13 protein-coding genes are annotated in these 18647 nt (G+C 31.5%); 3 read left to right on the top strand and 10 right to left on the bottom strand.

Going from position 1 to position 18647, the window contains the following annotated elements; all coding sequences use genetic code 11:
- The first annotated feature begins 5 nt into the window (after nucleotides 1-5).
- Together PBN93_RS12315 and PBN93_RS12310 are read left to right on the top strand one after the other, a co-directional pair.
- A complete protein-coding gene (locus PBN93_RS12315; protein WP_077403062.1) occupies nucleotides 6-1772 on the top strand; it encodes a RagB/SusD family nutrient uptake outer membrane protein in 1767 nt (588 codons plus the stop codon).
- 413 nt (nucleotides 1773-2185) lie between these two features.
- The gene (locus tag PBN93_RS12310) at nucleotides 2186-2383 is read left to right on the top strand and encodes a hypothetical protein (protein ID WP_139344227.1); all 198 of its coding nucleotides are present in this window, start codon (nucleotides 2186-2188) and stop codon (nucleotides 2381-2383) included.
- 211 nt (nucleotides 2384-2594) lie between these two features.
- On the opposite strand, the gene PBN93_RS12305 is transcribed toward PBN93_RS12310, so the two are convergent.
- From PBN93_RS12305 to PBN93_RS12265, 9 genes are all read right to left on the bottom strand, one after another.
- Entirely contained in the window at nucleotides 2595-4079 is a 1485-nt protein-coding gene (locus PBN93_RS12305) for a hypothetical protein (protein ID WP_139344226.1), read from the bottom strand.
- A gap of 4 nt (nucleotides 4080-4083) precedes the next feature.
- Nucleotides 4084-4572, bottom strand: a complete 489-nt coding sequence (locus tag PBN93_RS12300; protein ID WP_077403053.1) for a protein-disulfide reductase DsbD N-terminal domain-containing protein — start codon at nucleotides 4570-4572, stop codon at nucleotides 4084-4086.
- A gap of 16 nt (nucleotides 4573-4588) precedes the next feature.
- Complete coding sequence (locus PBN93_RS12295; RefSeq protein ID WP_171974491.1) at nucleotides 4589-5773, bottom strand: TlpA disulfide reductase family protein; 1185 nt, start codon at nucleotides 5771-5773, stop codon at nucleotides 4589-4591.
- Between the two features lie 20 nt (nucleotides 5774-5793).
- Nucleotides 5794-6996: a TlpA disulfide reductase family protein gene (locus PBN93_RS12290; RefSeq protein ID WP_077403047.1), complete on the bottom strand. Its 1203-nt coding sequence runs from the start codon at nucleotides 6994-6996 to the stop codon at nucleotides 5794-5796.
- An 18-nt stretch (nucleotides 6997-7014) separates the two neighbouring features.
- On the bottom strand, nucleotides 7015-8214 hold the full coding sequence (locus PBN93_RS12285) for a TlpA disulfide reductase family protein (protein ID WP_077403045.1): 1200 nt from the start codon (nucleotides 8212-8214) through the stop codon (nucleotides 7015-7017).
- 13 nt (nucleotides 8215-8227) lie between these two features.
- Nucleotides 8228-9415, bottom strand: a complete 1188-nt coding sequence (locus tag PBN93_RS12280) for a TlpA disulfide reductase family protein (RefSeq protein WP_171974490.1) — start codon at nucleotides 9413-9415, stop codon at nucleotides 8228-8230.
- 137 nt (nucleotides 9416-9552) lie between these two features.
- Entirely contained in the window at nucleotides 9553-11079 is a 1527-nt protein-coding gene (locus PBN93_RS12275) for a RagB/SusD family nutrient uptake outer membrane protein (protein WP_077403039.1), read from the bottom strand.
- An 11-nt stretch (nucleotides 11080-11090) separates the two neighbouring features.
- A complete protein-coding gene (locus PBN93_RS12270; RefSeq protein ID WP_245799615.1) occupies nucleotides 11091-14708 on the bottom strand; it encodes a SusC/RagA family TonB-linked outer membrane protein in 3618 nt (1205 codons plus the stop codon).
- A 99-nt stretch (nucleotides 14709-14807) separates the two neighbouring features.
- Nucleotides 14808-15983 carry a FecR family protein gene (locus PBN93_RS12265; protein ID WP_077403034.1) on the bottom strand — a complete coding sequence of 392 codons (1176 nt, stop codon included), beginning with the start codon at nucleotides 15981-15983 and terminating at the stop codon, nucleotides 14808-14810.
- Nucleotides 15984-16093: 110 nt separating this feature from the next.
- Here PBN93_RS12265 and PBN93_RS12260 point away from each other — a divergent pair, with 110 nt between their 5' ends.
- A complete protein-coding gene (locus tag PBN93_RS12260; protein ID WP_271080770.1) occupies nucleotides 16094-16705 on the top strand; it encodes an RNA polymerase sigma factor in 612 nt (203 codons plus the stop codon).
- 58 nt (nucleotides 16706-16763) lie between these two features.
- Here PBN93_RS12260 and PBN93_RS12255 read toward each other — a convergent pair whose 3' ends face one another.
- Nucleotides 16764-18569 (bottom strand): alkaline phosphatase, encoded by a 1806-nt coding sequence (locus tag PBN93_RS12255; RefSeq protein WP_077403030.1) that lies wholly within the window; start codon nucleotides 18567-18569, stop codon nucleotides 16764-16766.
- Nucleotides 18570-18647: the final 78 nt, after the last annotated feature.

Below are 18647 nucleotides of genomic sequence, written 5' to 3'. Positions count from 1 at the left end.
TAATAATGATGCATAAAAAAATAAAAATAGCAGGTATAGCTTTTCTATTACTAAACTTTTTAATTACAAGTTGTACAGATCTAGAAGAAGTTGTTTTAGATGAAGAATTAGGAGAAGAAGTTGCAGACCCAGAAGGTGTATTAGCTGCTGCATATGACCGTTTAGGCGATAAAACTTTTGTAGATCACGGAGGTGTATTTGCTTTACAAGAATACTCTACAGACATTGCAATGCTTGCAACAAGAGGTAGTGACTGGGGAGATGGCGGTAAATGGCGTTCTATGCATGAGTTTACTTGGACACCAGATAACAGTATAGTAACTGGTAACTGGAACAACTTAACAAACGGTATTACCAGAGCGTTAACTGCCGTAGAGAGTATAAACCAAGCAGAGTTTAGTGATAAAGAATTATTTTTGGCAGAGGCCAGAGGTCTAGTTGCTTTTTATACTTACACTACCTTAGATCTATTTGGACAAGCCCCTTACAGAGACCCTTATGGAGGAGACCAAACTATACAAATTTTAAAAGCAGAAGATGCAATAGATGATTTAATATTAGAGGTAGAAAGCATACTGCCTAACTTAGCATCTATAGGGGAACAAAATACATTTAATGGTAGATTTACTAAAGAAGCTGCATATGGCTTATTGGCAACAATGTATTTAAACAGAGCTGTTTTTAAAGATAGATATAATAGTGCATCTTCCTTCAATTTTACTGAAGCATCTTTAGAGGCTGGTAAAACCGATATGGAACAAGTAATAAAATATACTTCTTTAATAATTAATTCTGGTACGTTTAATTTAGAGTCTAATTACTTCTCTAATTTTTCTATAAACAACAATCAAAGTTCAGAAATGATATTTGCTGTAATACAGGAAATTGAAGCTGTAAGATCTGGAGATAATGACTTTGGGTATGTTTGCGTAGCTCGTAACCAAAGACCATCACCTGCAAACAGAGGTACTAATGCGGCCTGTACTACTCCAGAGTTTTTTGCAACCTGGAATGATAACCAAGACGACCCAAGATTTTCTAGAAAATACCAATACTCAGATGGTACTTGGTTTATGAATGATGGTTCTGATGTTAGCGTACCTGCAGAAGATATTGTACCAAATTCAGACAATTTACCTTGGTTTCATTTTAATAGTGGATTTTTATTTGGACAACAATTTGGCCCTGTTTTAGATGGTAATGGTGGGTATATTATGACTAGTGATAACCGAATAGAAGTATCTGCTTTAGTAATGGAAAAAAGTGCTACAACTCCAATGGACTTTACACCAGAATTAAATTTTGACAATCCTGTACAAGCAATTTTTGCTCAAGACCAAATAAACCGCGGAGCACGTATTTTTAAGTTTGAATACGATCCTGAATCTGGTAATGGAAGAAGTAAAGTAGATATTCCTTTATACCGTTTAGGCGGAATATATGCGATGAGAGCAGAAGCTTACTTTAGAAATGGGCAAACTGCATTGGCTTTAGAGGACATAAATATGTTAAGAACCAGCAGAACTAGAGAATCTTTATATGGTAATGCTCCTGGCCAAGCGCTTACTAGTTTAGATGAAGAGCAACTATATAATGAAATTGGATTTGAGTTGTATTGGGAAATGAAAAGAAGACCACAAATGATACGTTTTGGTAAGTTTGATGAAGCATATACTGCAAAACCACAAACTGAACCTTTTAGACGTGTTTTTCCTATACCACAAGAAACAACAGATGTAACCGAAGATTTTATACAAAACACAGGTTACTAAATAACAATAACTTGCTAATTTTAGTTTTTTAGTTTTTCATTACCTCGTTAAGTAATTAGCAATAAAGCCAGGCATTTTGCCTGGCTTTTTAATTATGTAGTATTTTTATGTTTTTAAGTATTAATAAACAATTTAGACACGTATATAACGTTCATGTAATAAATACGTTTACTATGCCAAAAGCTAAAAAAAAGCCTATATCTAAAATAATTTTTTTACTTACTTCCCTACTCTCTATTTGGGGGCCTGTATTGGTTTTTCAAAAATTATTTTTAAGCAAAATGGAGTACTACAACCCTTATAATAATGAGTTGGTACTGCCACTTATGTTATGTATTATATACATATTATTGTGCATCTGGTTTTTACCCATATTTAAAAATAAAATTTTTAGAATTATAGTATTTCTTCTAATGCCAATATTACTAATCTCTTACATTTTTTTTGATATTGCCTACGCTAATAGAATAGAGTTTGGGAACTCTTGGACAAATACAGAAGTATTTTTAGAACTGGTTTGTACACAAAGCTTTTTTATACCTTTATTACTAATTGGTATGTCCTTAAACTTTATAGTAAATTTATGGTACTATAACAGTAAAGCTAAATAAATTGTAGCGCATATAAGTTTTTTTTAGTAATAGCTATAATTTTTTTTCACATATATAAGATGATGAAGTTTCTGCCTATTGCTTAAAGGTACTTCAAAATATTGCTAACGTAGAAAAATTATTTTGTCAAAATATAAGATATAAGGATAGTAAATTAACAGTTGTAATCTAGCCTTATAAAAAAAAGCCACCGTAACGGTGGCTTTTTTTTTTAGATAATTATGTATTTGTAACCATCACCTTCAGAAAAATAGAGATTTTTACGATTTTTATTAAACCATTTTTTCCATTCTTTTGCAGTGCTAAAAGTTTCATTAGTATACCTTTTTAAAATACGCTTAGCCATTTCTGTACGGTCATTATTAGTAAGCATCGCAATAGCGGTTTCCAAAATTTTAATGTTGTTATTCGCTATCCCTAAAGCTTTAGCATCTTCATCTACTGCACTCCAATATGTATATCTTTCATCAGGAATAGGATAAAAATAATCCATATTCTCTTTATAATAGTTTTCATACATTGCCCAGTTTTCTCCAAATTTTTCTTTTAAATACTGTGGTTCATGCCTAATAGTCCATATTCTGGTTTCTTTTCTAATTGGCATTCTAAGTTGCATTTTTTCTAATTCTGATAGTTGCTTACCTGCATCTTTTTTAGCTTGTATTTTTTCTTTTTCTAGTCGCATTTTTAAAGTATCTTTATTTATATAATGCAACCATGCAGCAGAACCTTCATCAGAAACAGTCCATTGACTTTCTCTTAAATATTGTCTTAAAGGTATTCTTTTTATTTTTCGGGTAACTTGTTTAGCGCCTTTATACTTAGCTATGTAGTGTATTGCATTTATAAAAGCTAGTTTAGCGCTTTGTGTTAAATACTCTGGTGCTGCAGCAAAACCCCAATGCAAAAAGTTTGCATGACGACCAATAGCTGTGGCTTCTACACCTTTAGAATTATATCCCCCAGAAATCCACTCTGCATCTATGTCATTATCAAAAGCATAACCTGTAGATACTAAACCTATAGGCATTCCTTTGCCTTCTGTATAACCTTCTGTTTGTATACGCCACATTTGCATTGTTTTGTCTAAGTGTTTACCGCCATATCTTGCCTTGTAGTTAGCAGGAGTTTCTTTAGTTTCATAGGTTACATTTATTTTGTTAGGTGTATTAAAAATTGGATGATCTAACTTCATACCGTGTGCGTGCGCATCTAAACACAAGCACAAATGATCCATTTTAAGGTCTCTTCCTTCTCCTATAAATGCAGAAGGTTCACCAATCATTATGGTTGCTGCATTGTAGTTCTCCGTTAAATATTTTTTGGTATTGTACCCAATTATTTTACCATTTTCGTCTTTCTCATATCCGCCTGCAAAAGGTGTTAAATAAGTATCTATAATTGTTACATCATAATCAGCAGCCATTTCTTCTTTAAAATCATCGCCATAGACAACTGTTACAGAATTAAAGTGCTTACTAATTAAGTCTTTAAAATCGTTAGCCCTTGTTTTTCTTAATGCAACTTTACGTTCTAGGTTTGTGTATATACTTTTTTCCCTGTCACTTAAAGGCTTATCTGGGTTTGTACCAACATAAAGAATTTTTAAATCGTTTTTTTTAGTTTGACTATAGCCTGTAGGCACTAAAGCTATCATAAAAATGAAAAGCAATAATTTTTGAAATAAATTTTTCATATAATTAGTTTTTTAAAGTTAGTAAAACGTCTTTTTGTATTGGTGGCAAACAAATATTTGCGTTACAGGTTTGGTAAAACAGTCCGCATTTAATAGCAGTTAAGTTGTTATAATCTTCAGCTATTTTTAAAGGCTGCTTAAACTGAATGTTACCTGTGTATACATATAACTCTCCTTTGCCAGGATAAGCAGTAGGAGTTGGTGTTTGGAGCTCCCCTAAATTTGTAACACCTTCTGGAAGTTCCAATTTTAACTTAGATTGGATGTACGGATCTTGCGGAGATACATAAGCATAAATATGATATCCTTCTAAAATTGCAACATTAAAAATTAGAGTTTTAACTGTTGGGTCTTCTGTAGATACAATACTAGCACTAACCTGTACTGGGTCTAAAGATGTAGGTGTATCTGGCTTACTTTTTATATCTTGGGCATAAGCACTAACGTTTGCACCCACAAAAAGCAAAATGGCAATAATACGGTAAAAACGCATTTTTTATGTTTTAAGGTTAAATTTTAAGTAATTCTTCTAGCATTTTAAAGGCATCTTCTCCACTACCCACAAATCTTTTAATAATTTTTCCGTTAGGATCTATAATAAATTTTGTTGGAAACCCTTGTACATTAAATCTGTTTACAAAATTGTCTAGTGTATTTTTTTTGTCACTCATTAACTGTATCCAACCATAATTATTTTTAGCTACAAAGGCTTGTATTTTTTCTTTTGTATCCCCAGAGTTAATACCAACAACTACCAAATTATCTTTATGTTTTTCTTGAAATTTTTTAACTTCTGGCATTTCTGCAACGCAAGGACCACACCAAATACCCCAAAAATCTATAAGTACATATTTTCCTTTAAGTTCATTAATGTTAAAGGAATTCCCACTTAAAGTAGCGTTAGTTTTTATACTTGGTACAGGAGAACCATCTGCAGTCTCTTTAATACCTTGTACTCTTGTTGCAACATCTTTATAGTCTGGATACTCAGCTAAATCTGTAGATAAAGAATTAAAGAGTTCCTCTGCTTGTTCATTGGTTATTTGGGTACGTAACATTAAATCGTTTAAATACCAAGCCGAAGCCAAATCGTTAGGATTATTTTTTATATGATTAGTTAGAGCATCTATAGATTTTTTAAAGATAATTTCAGATTTTTTTTCAATTTCTTCTTTTTTAGCTTCATCTTCTGCGTAAGTGCTTTCTACGGCTAGGTTGCCCATTTTGTTATACATTGGATACATAAGTTTGTTAACTTTAGCTAAACCATCATTAAAAGCATCGCCGCTTGGGTAAGCATCAAAAAAATCTTTTGCTTCGCCTTTAATTGTAATATTTGCCCCCGGCGATACATATAACATAATAGCACCACATTTTACAGGAAAATAACCTCTACCACCTTTAGGAATTTTAGATAGCTTTTTGTCTGGCCCTTTAAATGAAGGAAACACCCTTATCATAGCCATTTTAGATACATTCGTAGTTAATTTAAACTTCCCATTTTTAACCACAATAGAGTCTGATGGTGTATTCCTAGTATATTCCTTATCTGGATGTCTAAAATACAAGTTGCCTTTTAATCCTTTTATTTCTCCAGTAAGTGTAAATGTATTGTCTGTTTTTTGTGCGTTATTTTGCTTAAAACTCATAAGTGCCAAAAAGCAAAGCAATACTAGTTTGTGAACATTTTTCATAGTCATTTTTATTTTAATTACTAAAGTCTAAACAACTCTATAAGTTTAGCATCTAGCTCTTCTTTTGTAGGGTTTCTAAGTATAATTTTAAGGTTACTATCTAGCAAATAGGTAGTTGGTAAAAAAGGAACTCCATAAGCATCTGCAACGTCGCCATTACGTCCTTTGCTTTTCTTGTTTTCATCAAAAACGTGTAACCATAGAGTTTGGTCTTTTACAATAGCATCTCTCCAATTTTTATCTTTGTCGCCAGTAGCAACACCTACAACCTCAAAACCATCATTTTTATAAGTATTATAAACTTTTTTTAACTTAGGGAATGAAGCTCTACAAGGTATACACCAACTTGCCCAAAAATCTACTAAAATATATTTTCCTTTTACCTTAGATAATGTTAGTTGTTCTCCTGTATTGGTTGTTAAGGTAAAATCTGGTGCCGTAGCCCCAGGAACAAATTTTTCTACATAATCTTGATACGTTTTTTTGATAAAAGCAAATGAGCTAGACTTTACAGCGTCTCCTTTAAACAGGTTATATACCGTTTTCATTTCTTCTCTAGACATCATAATTTCACTAAAAGTGATGCCCATAATTTTAGGACCAATTGGTGAATTTGGATTGTTTTTAACAAAGTTTATTTTAAACTCCTTAAGTTCTTCTTGTTGCTGTTTTTCTAATGGCTCTAAAGCTGTCATTTTTTGCTTTACTTGCTCCATTAAAATACTATCTTTAGACTGTTTTGCAGCCATAACCATTTCTCTAAAGCCTATAAACGCACTGTATTTGTCTTGACTTCGTATACTATCCATTTTTTGTTTTTGCAACTCATACAATGCTTGGGTTTTAGAACCCGTTATATTAGCTGGTGTATACCCGTTTCCTTTTTCAGATTTTGCTACATCAATAGCTATGTTAATAGTATTGTTATCTAAAAAAAAGTATGTGCCAATGTTAGGCTCTATATAAACACCAACCATATCTACATTGGCTACATTACCAGTAAATTTAAATGTGCCGTTAGTAATTTTAGTACTATCTAAAGTTATTATGGGATCTGTAAAAAGCGATGGTGTATTTTTTAATTTTACCCAAGCTCCTTCTTTAGCTCCCTTAACAATGCCTGTAATAGTATACCCATTATGCTCTGTGTTAGTTTTACAACCTATGCAGAATAAACAACTAATAAGAAGTACTCTTGTTAATTTTAAAAAAGAATTTTTCATAATTGCGGTTTTAATAAATTAGTGCCCAAGTAGCTCTTTTAATTTGCTATCTAGTTCTTCCTTAGTTGGGTTTCTTAAAACTATTTTTCTGTTGCTATCTACCAGTAGTGTTGTTGGTAGATGTGGTACGCCGTAAGATTTTGCAATTGGGCCATAAGAGTGATTTTCACTAGTATCATAAACGTGGTTCCACGGTGTTTGGTCTTCCTCTATTGCTTTCTCCCACTTTTCTTTTTCATCTGCTGTACCTACGCCAACTATTGTAAATCCTTTATCTTTATACTGCTTTCTTAACTCTTTTAAATGCGGAAAAGAAGCTCTACAAGGTGCACACCAACTTGCCCAAAAATCTACTAAAATGTATTTACCTTTTACATTAGACAAGGTTAACTCTTCTCCCGTGTTTGTGTTTAAAGTGAAATCGGGAGCTGTATTTCCTACACCTAAGTTTTCAAAATTATCTTTGTATATTTTTGTAATAAAGGTTTTAAAAAATGTAGTCTTGCGTGCATTTCCTTTAAAAATAGCATAGAATTCTTTTAGTTGTTCTCTAGTCATTCTTCCTTCTGTATACTGTACACCAAGAACATAAGGCGAAATTGTATTACTTGGATTAGCTTTTACAAAATCAAATTTTATATTTTTATATCTAGCATTTCTTTCTTCTGCTAAATCTTGTAAACCTTCTTGTTTTTTTAAAGCTTCGTTAAGTAATTCTTCATTACCCTCTTCTTTAGCTTTGGCAAACATTTCTCTTACCTCCTTAAAAACATCGTACTTTTTATCGCTAAAAACAGCACTAGTTTGTTCTTCTAAGGCCTTATATTTACTGTGGCTTAAAGACCCAACTACATCTAATTTTACCTGATCTCTTGGACTCTTAACATTTGAAACATCTACAGAAATTTTGATTGTACTGTTTTCTAAGAAAAAATTTGTTTTGTAATCTCCTATTTCTAGCGTTACCATATCTGGAAAAGCAACTTCTCCTATAAGTTCAAACTTTCCGTTTACCACTGCAACACTATCTATAACTGTATAAGGATTAGAGTTAAAAAATTGATAGTCTGTAATTTTTGCATATGAATTGTCTAGTCCTTTTACTGTTCCGTTAACAACAAAACCTTTGTTATTTTTAGACTGCTCTTTATCTTTACAAGAATAAAAAACAGTACTAAAACTTATAATTGCTACTAATACTTTTAATTTTGTACCCATATCTCTAAAAATTTTATTTTAATAATTCATCTAACATTTCAAAAGCTTCTTCTCCTCCACCAACAAAGCGTTTCACTATTTTTCCTCTTCTATCTATAATAAATTTGGTTGGAAAACCTTGTACATTAAATCGGTTTACAAAGTTGTCTGTTGTATTGGCTTTATCACTTAAAAGTTGTTGCCAATTGTATCCGTTTTTAACCGTAAATGCCTCTATTTTTTCTTTAGTATCTCCAGAGTTAATTCCTAATACAACTAAATTATCTTTGTGTTTTTCTTGAAACTCTTTTACGTGTGGCATTTCTGCAACACAAGGACCACACCATATACCCCAAAAATCTATTAACACATACTTTCCTTTTAAAGAATTAATATTAAACTCTTTGCCAGATAGTGTAGCTGTAGTTTGTATTGATGGTACTGGAGAACCATCTGCAGTAGCTTTTATTCCTTTTATCCGTTCTGCTACACTTTGGTAATCTGAGTATTCTGCTAAATCTGTAGATAATGAAGCAAATAACTCTTCTGCCTCTTCATTAGTAACTTGTGTGCGTAAAATTAAATCGTTTAAATACCAAGCCGCTGCTACAGAATTAGGGTTGTTTTTTATATGATTTTTTAACTTTTTAATGGATGCAGTAAAAAGTAATTCTGATTGTTTATTATTGGCTTTAATAGTTACAGAGTCTGTCTCGTAGGTATTTTTAACAGCTAAGTTTCCCATTTTGTTATACATTGGGTACATTAACCTGTTTGCTGCAGCTAAACTGTTATTAAATTTATCACCGCTTGGGTAAGCGTTCATAAAATCTGTAGCTTCACCACTTACTGTAATATTTGCTCCTGGAAAAGCATAAAATGTTAGGTATACACATTTTACAGGAAACATTCCACGGCCACCTTTTGGCTTTTTAAAAAGTTTACCATCTGGTCCATCAAAACCAGGATACACTCTAATTTGCGATAAATTAGAAATAGTACCAGAAAAATTAAATTTTCCGTCTGTTACAATTATAGAATCTGACAGTGTTTCTCTTGTATATTTTTTATCTGGATGTCTAAAATACAAGTTACCTTTTAATCCTTTAATTTCTCCTTTAAGTGTAAATGTGTTGTTGGCTTGCTGTGCATAAATTTCATTAGAAAATGAAAGCAACAAAACGCACAATAAGTATATTGTATTTTTTAAAAGTTTAGGCATAATATGGTATAAATAATGATTTATTTGAAGAAAATTATAAAATAGCATCTCTGTACTTACTATGTATTTTACACGTAAGTAGCTGTATAATCAAGAAAATAAAGGAAGTAACTAAAAGGTTACTTCCTTTATTAGTTTTAATACTCGTTTTGTTTTAAAGTACCGCCAGAGGCAATAATGTCTGTCTCTGGAATTGGACGAGCAAACCTTCTTGAGTTTTTCTCTAAAGTAAAGTTTATAGGAGTTTCTGCATCTAAAATAGAACCACTTGTGTATGGATAAAAAGTTCTGCTCATAATAACATCATCTGTATCTACTTCGTTATTATTAAACCTTCTAATATCATACCATCTATGTACAAAAGGTAGTTCTCTTCTACGCTCTTCTAAAACTTTAGTTAAAGCATCTGCTTGTGATGTTGCAGCTAAATCTCTAATATTAGCAGGTGCACTGGCGTCTATTCTATACTGCCTTAAAATGTTTGCAGTTTGTATACCATCTGCCCAGTTTCCTTGACGAACTTGACATTCTGCTTTTATTAATAACATTTCTGGTGCAGACGGTCCACTTAAAATATCTGACTTAAAGAAGAAAATATATCCTGGGTAACTATATGGCGGATCTACAGAACCTCTGTCGTAAGTATAATCTTCTACTATATGAAATTTATAACGTAAGTCATAATCTTGGTCATAAATAGATAATAGCTCTGTTGATGGAAAATAGTTCCAAGCGCCATTGTTTAAAAATCTATAGTAGTAAGACTCTCCCCACTCTAACTTATCTGTAGGTATAGATTGTAAATCATGAGTATACGGGTAATCTATATTAACCGTTTCTGGATCTGGATTAAAAATAGTTACAGGATTAGGCCTAGTAGAAAAACGCATATCTGTATTATAATCTCTTAAATAGCTATGTAAATCTAAGGCATCTTCTGCGTATGATTGCGCCATTGCATAATCATTTAAAGATAAATAATACCTGGCTGCAAAACCTAAAACAGCTACCGTACTTGCTCTCCAGGTTCTGTTTTGTCCGTTTATAACCTCTAAATCTCTATTTAACTCTAAGGCTTTTTGTAAATCTGCATCTATGTATGCGTAAGTTTCCTCTAAGGTTGCTCTTTCTATGTTTTCTTCAAAACTAGTAGTTTGCTTTAATGGTAAACCTAATTCTGCCTTATTAGCATTGGTATAAGGTAAGCAGTAAATATTTGCCATTTGAAAATAGCTATAAGCTCTAATAAAATGAGCCTCTGCCTCTATCATTTGTTTTTGCGTAGGATCTCCGCTTACATTTGGCAAATTTTGTAAAATTAGATTTGCCGTAAATATTTTTTTCCATTCCTCTGGCCAATACGGTCTACCTGTTGTTGGCAAATAATCTATATCCCAAGTACCATATTGCACGGTTTCTAAAGTAAATACATTAGAAATACCATTGTACAAATCTGTTTGTATGGCAAAATCATCTGTTCCATAAATTAATTCTGATGCTCCTTCACTGGCAAAGCTGTTATAATTGTTAAGTAACTGTTCTAAATGATCTAAAGTTTCTGGCACTACAGATGTAGTTTTAGAAGGATTTTCTTCTAAAAAATCGTTACAACTAACACCTGCACACAATAAAACTAGTACTAATATATGTTTGTATGTTTTCATAATTCTTTATTTTAAAAGTTTAAATTCATTCCAAAAGTTAATGAGCTTTGTAAGCGTAAACCTCCTTTAGGATACTCTGGGTCTTCTCCAAAATCGTTAAATAAAATAGTACCAACATTATTAGCTTGTGCGTAAAAACGTAAGGCATTAATACCCAAATCACTAACAACTTTAGATGGTAAAGAATATGATAAACTAATTTCTTGAAATCTTATGTGTGATGCATCTTCGGTTAAATAATCCATATAAGGATGAAAACGATCATAAAAAAAATAACGTCCTTCTTCTTCAGGTATAGGTAATATTTGGTTTGGATCTCCGTTAGCTACTTCACTATACTTTTCATTAACTTGTGTATTACCACCGCTTGCTAATGAGTTATAGTTAAAGCCTTGTCTTCTAAATACGTGTCCAAATTTACCTGTTACTATAAATGATAAATCAAAATCATAAATTTTAAAAGAGTTTCTCATACCTACTGTGGTAGGTGCTACTAAAGTACCTTGAGACTCCATATATTCTATAGCATTACCTTGTGGCCAACTAATTAATGTTATAGGAGTTCCTCCTTCACCTACAACAGATGGTTTTAATACCGGATTGGCATCTGTGCCCACATTGGTTAAACCTGAATATTGGTATGACCATAACGTATTGGCGTTATACCCCTCTACGTAAGATGTTGTTGGTCCGCTATATAATTCTGGGGCTTGATAATTAGTTTTAAAGAAATTAGTAACCTTATTGTTATTATAAGCATAATTAACAGAACCGGTCCAAACTACATCATTACCGCTAATAGGTAAAGTGGTACCAAGTGTTACCTCTATACCTCTGTTATACATTTCACCATTATTAAATTTTTGGTTAGTTGTACCGTTTACAGATGCAATAGACTGTGAAACAATTAAATCAAAACTTTGCTTATTATAAACATCTACAGAACCGTTAAGTCTGCTTTTAAATAATGAAAAATCTACACCAAAATTTAAAGTTTTGGTTTTTTCCCATCTAAGTGTTGGGTTACCAAAACTAGATATGGTTGCAGTGTTTTCTTGTGTAAAAACATTTAATGAAGAGCCTAAAGCAATTAGTGGTTTAAACGAAGTAGACCTGTCTACATTACCATTAAAACCATAGGTTGCCCTTAAGTTTAACCTATTTAACCATTCTACATCATTTAAAAAACCTTCTTTGTGCGCTTTCCAGCTACCACCTACAGACCAAAACGGATTGTACCTAAATGATGGATCGTCTGTTATTAGGTTTGATGCATCTGTTCTATAACTACCAGTTATGGTATATTTATTATTAAAAGTATAACCAAGGTTACCAAATAATGAAAAGAATCTGTTTGTATTTTCTTGGTAAGTACTAGTTGGTGTTAAGTTAAACGGATAATAGAAACTAGCAAAACGCAATGGAAAACCATTCCACATTGTAGCAGATTGCACAGGGTTTAACAGTTCTGATGATGCTAAAGTTTCATCACTATAACCAAAAGAATCTGGGTGCACTGTACTCTTATATACTCTGTTAGACAGTTCTGTACCTGCTATAAAGTTAATAGTATGCTTGTCTGCAAATGTTCTATTAAAATTAAGCTGATTTCTAAAATTATAAGAATTTATTGTTGCGTCAGATTTTTTTAAAATACCACCAGAAGGTATATTTTGTGTTGGTATAGTATTAAAATCACGGTTCCAACCAGAAGTTTCGTTTACAAACTGGCGTACATCAAAGGTTTTTTCGTTGTAATAATTTTCTTCGTTAGTCTTAAAAATTTCATACTGTATTTTAGATGAAATAGAAAGACCGTCCATAATTTTAAAATTTAAACCAGCCTGTATACGACTATTTAAACTTTTTGTAGAAAAATCTCTGTTTTCTACATCGGTTATTGGGTTATAAGACCAATCTGAATACGGAAATGCATCTGTAGGCACAAAAGCATTTAAGTTAGGTGTATAATACTTTAAATATGATAAATCTGTTCTACTACCATCTTCATTAACCAACATATCCCAAGGAGCTAAAGACCTAATAGTACTAAGCATATCTCCTTCTCCATATAAATTTTGCTCTCCAGAGTTGTTTCTTATATCTCTATACTGCATCATACCTGCAAAATCAAAATCTAATCTATCATTAACCTTTATTTTACTCGTATAATTAATAAGGTATTTGCTTTGCTCATCTCCCTTAAAGAAAGTTTTATTATCCTCATATAATAATGATAAGTTATTTTTCATGGTATCACTACCTCCAGACACACTAATATTATATTGTGATGTAATAGGAGATTGTAATAAATATTTCTCTATCTGCTTTTTATTATTTAATCCAGATAAGGTGGCTAATGTAGCGTCTCTTTCTGAAGCTGTTATTCTTCCTAAACGAGCTTCATTCATAGCCGTTAACCCTAAAGAGTATGAATTTAAATTAAACGGACTAGCGCCTTGAGGACCTCCAAAAAGACTTCCAAAAAAGTTAGTATCAAAAGCAGATTGCTCATAAGCTAACACATCACTGGCTGAAGCTGAAGCGATAGAATAATCCAAATCTAATTTGTCTGAAACCTTTACAAAAGTAGATACAGATATATTAGTTTTTCCTTGTTTTGCTTTTTTTGTTGTAACAACAATTACACCATTTGCAGATTTTGCACCCCAAATAGAAGCAGCAGCAGCATCTTTTAAAACGGTAATACTTTCTACATCGTTAGGGTTAATGGTTTCAAAACCACCTTCTATAGGAAAGCCATCTAATACAATTAAAGGTTGTTGGTCTGCAAATAAACTAGACTGACCTCTAATCTGAAAATCTACCGATCCGTCTGCATTAATTGTACTTTGTAAACCAGCAACCATACCAACTAACCTTTCTGATATACTAGAGGCTGGCTTGTCTAACTGACTTTTTTTAATTGTTTCAAAAGCACCAGTAGACCTTTCTTCTGATATTTGCTGATATCCTGTAGAAATTACTGTAACCTCATCTAAAACATTTACGTTTTCTTTTAAAACTACATTAATCACACTTTTATTTTCTGTAACAGTCACTTTTTGAGTAAGATAACCTACATATGAAAAACTTAACACATCACCTGGTTTCGCTTTTATGGCATAATTACCATCAAAATCTGTAGTAACTCCATTTGCTGTACCCTCTACAAGTATAGTTACTCCTAGCAATGGTAAATTACCCTCATCTAACACTTTACCTTTAATTTGCATTTGCATATTAGCAGTAAGGTTATCTGTTTTTTTTACTATAACTATTGTTTTATTTGGCAAAAATTCATAAGACACATCACTATTTTCTAGTGTTTTATCTAACAGTGCGTTCGCTTTTATAACTCCTTTATGTAGTGTTACTTTTGGGTAAGCATCAAAAAAGCCTTCACTATAAATAAATTTATAGTCTGTTTGCTCCATAATAATATCAAAAACCATATCTACGCTAACTATAGCATCTGCTTTGATACTAATTTTAGCATTTTGTGAGAACGAATTTGTAGTGGTAAAACTAAAAATTGCAGTACACCATAAAAAGATAAAAGCTTTCATAATCGTCATCATTAGTTTTCTTCTATAGCAGAAGAGAACATTCATTAATTTAATTTTCATAAATTTGAGTGTTTTTTTGGTTAGTTACTTAATTAATCAAGATTCAAATAAAATGGGGGATAAAGTGTTATTCTTTGGACGGCATAAACTTTGTTCCCTTTATTTTATGTAAATAGTTCTATTTTTTATTTCATAGGCATTTATATTACTAGTGTTTTTAATTATTTGTAAAATTGTTTCTATGTCTTGAGTTTTTCCTAATACTCCTTTAAAGTTAATATTCTCTAATTCTTTATTTTCTATAACAACATCTACATCATACCATCTAGACAATACTTTTGTTATTTCTTTTAAAGATTTATTTTTAAAGTTAAAGACTCCTTTTCTCCAAGCAATTTCATTATCTACATTTACGTTGTAAACCTCAACTTTTTCAGAAATTCCGTTTGCTATAACTGCCTGTTGTCCTGGCAACAGATCTGCTTTGTATGTCCCATTTTCTAGTACTATATGGCCTTCTACTAAAGTAGAATATATAAAGTTTTCATCTTTATATGCTTTCACATTAAACTCAGTTCCTAAAACTGCTATATTTTGTTGGTTGGTAACCACATTAAAACCATCTCCGTTATGGTGCGTACTTGGTGAAACATCAAAATAAGCTTCGCCGTAAACCAATTCTACAGTCCTAGATTCTCCTTTTTTAAAATGTACTGGGTATTTTATTTTTGTTTCTGAATTTAACCAAACCTTAGTTCCATCTGACAATTGTAATGAATACTCACCTCCGCGTGGTATAGTTAAAGAATTATAAATAATTTTACTGTTTCTACTCCCTTTTTTATAAGTAAGCTCTTTACCATTGCTTTTTGCCTTGCCAACATTAACCTCTTTACCATTTTCTAAAACCACCAGCGATCCATCTTCTAATGATAATACTGCCTTATTAGAACCTACTTTTATATTATGTGATACTTGTACTGGCTCCGCTCCTGTTTTATTAAATAAAGATGTTTTAAAAAATATACCAGACATTACAAGTACCGCTACAGCTGCAGCTGCAGAATATTTTATTAAGGTAAAAATTTTAGCTTGCTTTGCTTTCTTTTTATCTTCTTTAATAGTATCTAACAATTGTTGCCTTGCTTTTTCTGTATTAAACTTTTGTAATACATAATCTGATACAACATTTATTTTTATATATTCCTTTAGAAACTTTTCATTATTTAAGTCGTTATTAAGTAACTCCTCTAAACCATCGAGCTCTTTTTTAGTAGACTCTCTAGTAAGGTACTTAACTATTAACTTATCTAATTTTGTTATTTTCTTTTTCATTATATTTTTAACATATATACTTTAATACGTAAGCATTTTACATAACCCTAACATTTTATTAAACTTTTTTATATATTGGCAACATATTTAACCAATTATTGTCTTTTTATATGAGTCCCACATTAAATAGCGACATTAATTTTATAAATGCACTCAAGGCCGGTGATACAACTGCATACAATAAACTTGTAAATGATTACCACCAAAAGCTTTGTGTTTATGCCCTTAACCTTACACATGACCGTAGTGAGGCAGAAGATATTGTGCAAAATGTTTTTATGAGAGTTTGGCGCAAAAGAGATAGGCTCAAGGCCAATTTTTCATTAAAGAGTTTTTTATACAAATCTGTATATAATGAATTTATAGACCATTACCGTAAACAAAAAAATGTTTTTCCGTTAGAGAAAAAATATTTAGATGCTTTACATGATTTAGTAGAAGAAACAGATGTTATATCTTTTGACAGTCTTATTAAAAAGGTAAAGCAAGAAATACAAAATTTACCTCCTAAGTGTAAAAATGTATTTTTATTAAGTAAACAAGAAGGTTTAACTAATATAGAAATAGCAGAGTATTTAAATATATCTATAAAAACAGTAGAAGCCCAAATTACCAAAGCTTTTTACATTTTAAGATCTAAAGTAAATGATAAAACAGACAGTAATTTATTTTTATATTTTTCTATCTTAAAACTAAAAAGAGTACTACTTTTTAAAAGTTAAAAGGCGCGACAAAAAACTTTGCCACGCCTAATAAACTAAAAAACGAAATATTAAAAAACTATTTTTTTACTTCTAATGCCTCTAATATTTTATAAAACACCTCTGTGTTTTCAAAAACTCCTGTAAAATTGTTAGACTTTGGTCCGTAAGCAAAAACAGGAACCATTGTAGCGGTATGGTCATGAGTTATAAAGTCACCTTCTACTTTTTGGTGGTTACCGTTACCACTTGCAATACCAAAACCAGATGTTTCATGATCTGCAGTTATAATTACTAAGGTTTCTTCATTACTATCTGCAAACTTTATTGCTTCTGTAATTGCTTTATCAAAATCTATGGTCTCTGTTACAATACCTTTAGTATTATTATGGTGCCCAAACGAGTCTATTTGTGCTGCCTCTACCATTAAAAAAAATGGTTTGTTTTTATTGTTTAAGTATAATAATGCTTGTTTGGTAGTTTCGGCTAATAAATTACCTCTACCATCCATTACAGATGGCACTCCTGAATCTGCTAAAAATACACCTAGTTTTTTAGAGGTATTATCTCCTACTTTAGATATATGATCTACAATAGTATATTGCTTATTTAAAGGTAAATTTTTATACAAGCTAGCCCCGCCACCAGCAAAAAAATGAAGATCGCTTTTTAATAAATCTTTTGCTATTTGTGCTGTATTATCTCTATCTATTGCTTTTGCATAAAATGAAGAAGGTGTTGCCCCTGTTATTTTATCTGTAGTTATAATACCTGTATAAAAATTAGCTTTTGCTAATATTTCTACTAAAGTAGGCAAAGGGTTACCATTAATATCTGTACCAATAGCCCTATTATTTGTTTTTTGACCAGTAGCAATGGCAGTACCAGCAGCAGCAGAGTCTGTAACTAGATCATCTGCAGATTGGGTTTTTAGTAACCCAACAGATTTTAACTGCGTAAGTGTTAATTGCCCTTTATTTGCAATTGTTGCTGCCGTTATTTGAGACAAGCCCATACCGTCACCAATCATTAAAATAACGTTTTTTATTGGCTTGTTTTTATTATCAGAAGCATAAGTAGGTATATAAGTTTCTGATAAAGTTTGAGTTGTTACTGTACGGTTATCTAATGTTTTTGTGTAGGTAGCACATTTGTATGGCATATCTGTATTAATAACATCTACACCCAAATCTACAAATGTTCTCCATGCTGTTTTAGAGTCTGGTGTTGCCCAAAACCTAAAAGGCTTATTTAATTTTTTAGCAGATGCTATTACATTGCTTACCACATCAAAATCTGTGTGTGTTAATCTACCTTTACCATTCCATACACTATATTGTTTAAAACTTGTGCTAACCATACCAACTTTATCCCAATTTTTAGAAGTTAGGTTATTGTTTAGCTCCTGATGATCAAAATAAATATAATTAGGATACGTATAATATGTACTTGGTTTAGGTCTGTTACCAGATATTAAAAACTTAATATTTTTGTGCGTAGTTAAATCTGTATACTTTTTTAAGATCGATATAATTTTGTTTATTGTTTTTTCTGCATCAGACTTAACATCTATCATTACTATTAAATTAGACGTTGTTAACTGATTGTTTTTTACCGCCTGTTGCAAAGGGTTTAAGTACAAGCTTTGCAGCGTATTACTTGGTATTATTTCATTTTTTGTATGTGCAACAAATAAATTGTTTTTAGTAAGCCAAACATCTGCTTCTATAATATTAGCTCCGCTAGACAAAGCATTCCAAAAAGGCACATTTTGTAAATAATCATTATGAGAATGAATAAGAATTTCATTTTCTTTTTGAGCAAAAGAAATTATTGAAAAAAAGCTAACGAGAAGAATGATACATTTTTTCTTAAATGTGAACATATGAGTGTATTATAAAAAAGGTGCTGCGCAATTACAGCACCCTTTCCTTGTTAAAAAAACTAATTGAAACTTTATTAT

The organism is Cellulophaga omnivescoria (assembly GCF_027915275.1).
GTDB lineage: Bacteria > Bacteroidota > Bacteroidia > Flavobacteriales > Flavobacteriaceae > Cellulophaga > Cellulophaga omnivescoria.
The sequence above is the reverse complement of the archived record's forward strand: the minus strand, read 5'-3'. Positions and strand labels throughout refer to the sequence as shown.

Coding starts and splice junctions, on each gene's coding strand:
- PBN93_RS12315 (WP_077403062.1), top strand. CDS start 6: ATGATGCATAAAAAAATAAAAATAGCAGGTATAGCTTTTCTATTACTA.
- PBN93_RS12310 (WP_139344227.1), top strand. CDS start 2,186: ATGCCAATATTACTAATCTCTTACATTTTTTTTGATATTGCCTACGCT.
- PBN93_RS12305 (WP_139344226.1), bottom strand. CDS start 4,079: ATGAAAAATTTATTTCAAAAATTATTGCTTTTCATTTTTATGATAGCT.
- PBN93_RS12300 (WP_077403053.1), bottom strand. CDS start 4,572: ATGCGTTTTTACCGTATTATTGCCATTTTGCTTTTTGTGGGTGCAAAC.
- PBN93_RS12295 (WP_171974491.1), bottom strand. CDS start 5,773: ATGAAAAATGTTCACAAACTAGTATTGCTTTGCTTTTTGGCACTTATG.
- PBN93_RS12290 (WP_077403047.1), bottom strand. CDS start 6,996: ATGAAAAATTCTTTTTTAAAATTAACAAGAGTACTTCTTATTAGTTGT.
- PBN93_RS12285 (WP_077403045.1), bottom strand. CDS start 8,214: ATGGGTACAAAATTAAAAGTATTAGTAGCAATTATAAGTTTTAGTACT.
- PBN93_RS12280 (WP_171974490.1), bottom strand. CDS start 9,415: ATGCCTAAACTTTTAAAAAATACAATATACTTATTGTGCGTTTTGTTG.
- PBN93_RS12275 (WP_077403039.1), bottom strand. CDS start 11,079: ATGAAAACATACAAACATATATTAGTACTAGTTTTATTGTGTGCAGGT.
- PBN93_RS12270 (WP_245799615.1), bottom strand. CDS start 14,708: ATGAAAATTAAATTAATGAATGTTCTCTTCTGCTATAGAAGAAAACTA.
- PBN93_RS12265 (WP_077403034.1), bottom strand. CDS start 15,983: ATGAAAAAGAAAATAACAAAATTAGATAAGTTAATAGTTAAGTACCTT.
- PBN93_RS12260 (WP_271080770.1), top strand. CDS start 16,094: ATGAGTCCCACATTAAATAGCGACATTAATTTTATAAATGCACTCAAG.
- PBN93_RS12255 (WP_077403030.1), bottom strand. CDS start 18,569: ATGTTCACATTTAAGAAAAAATGTATCATTCTTCTCGTTAGCTTTTTT.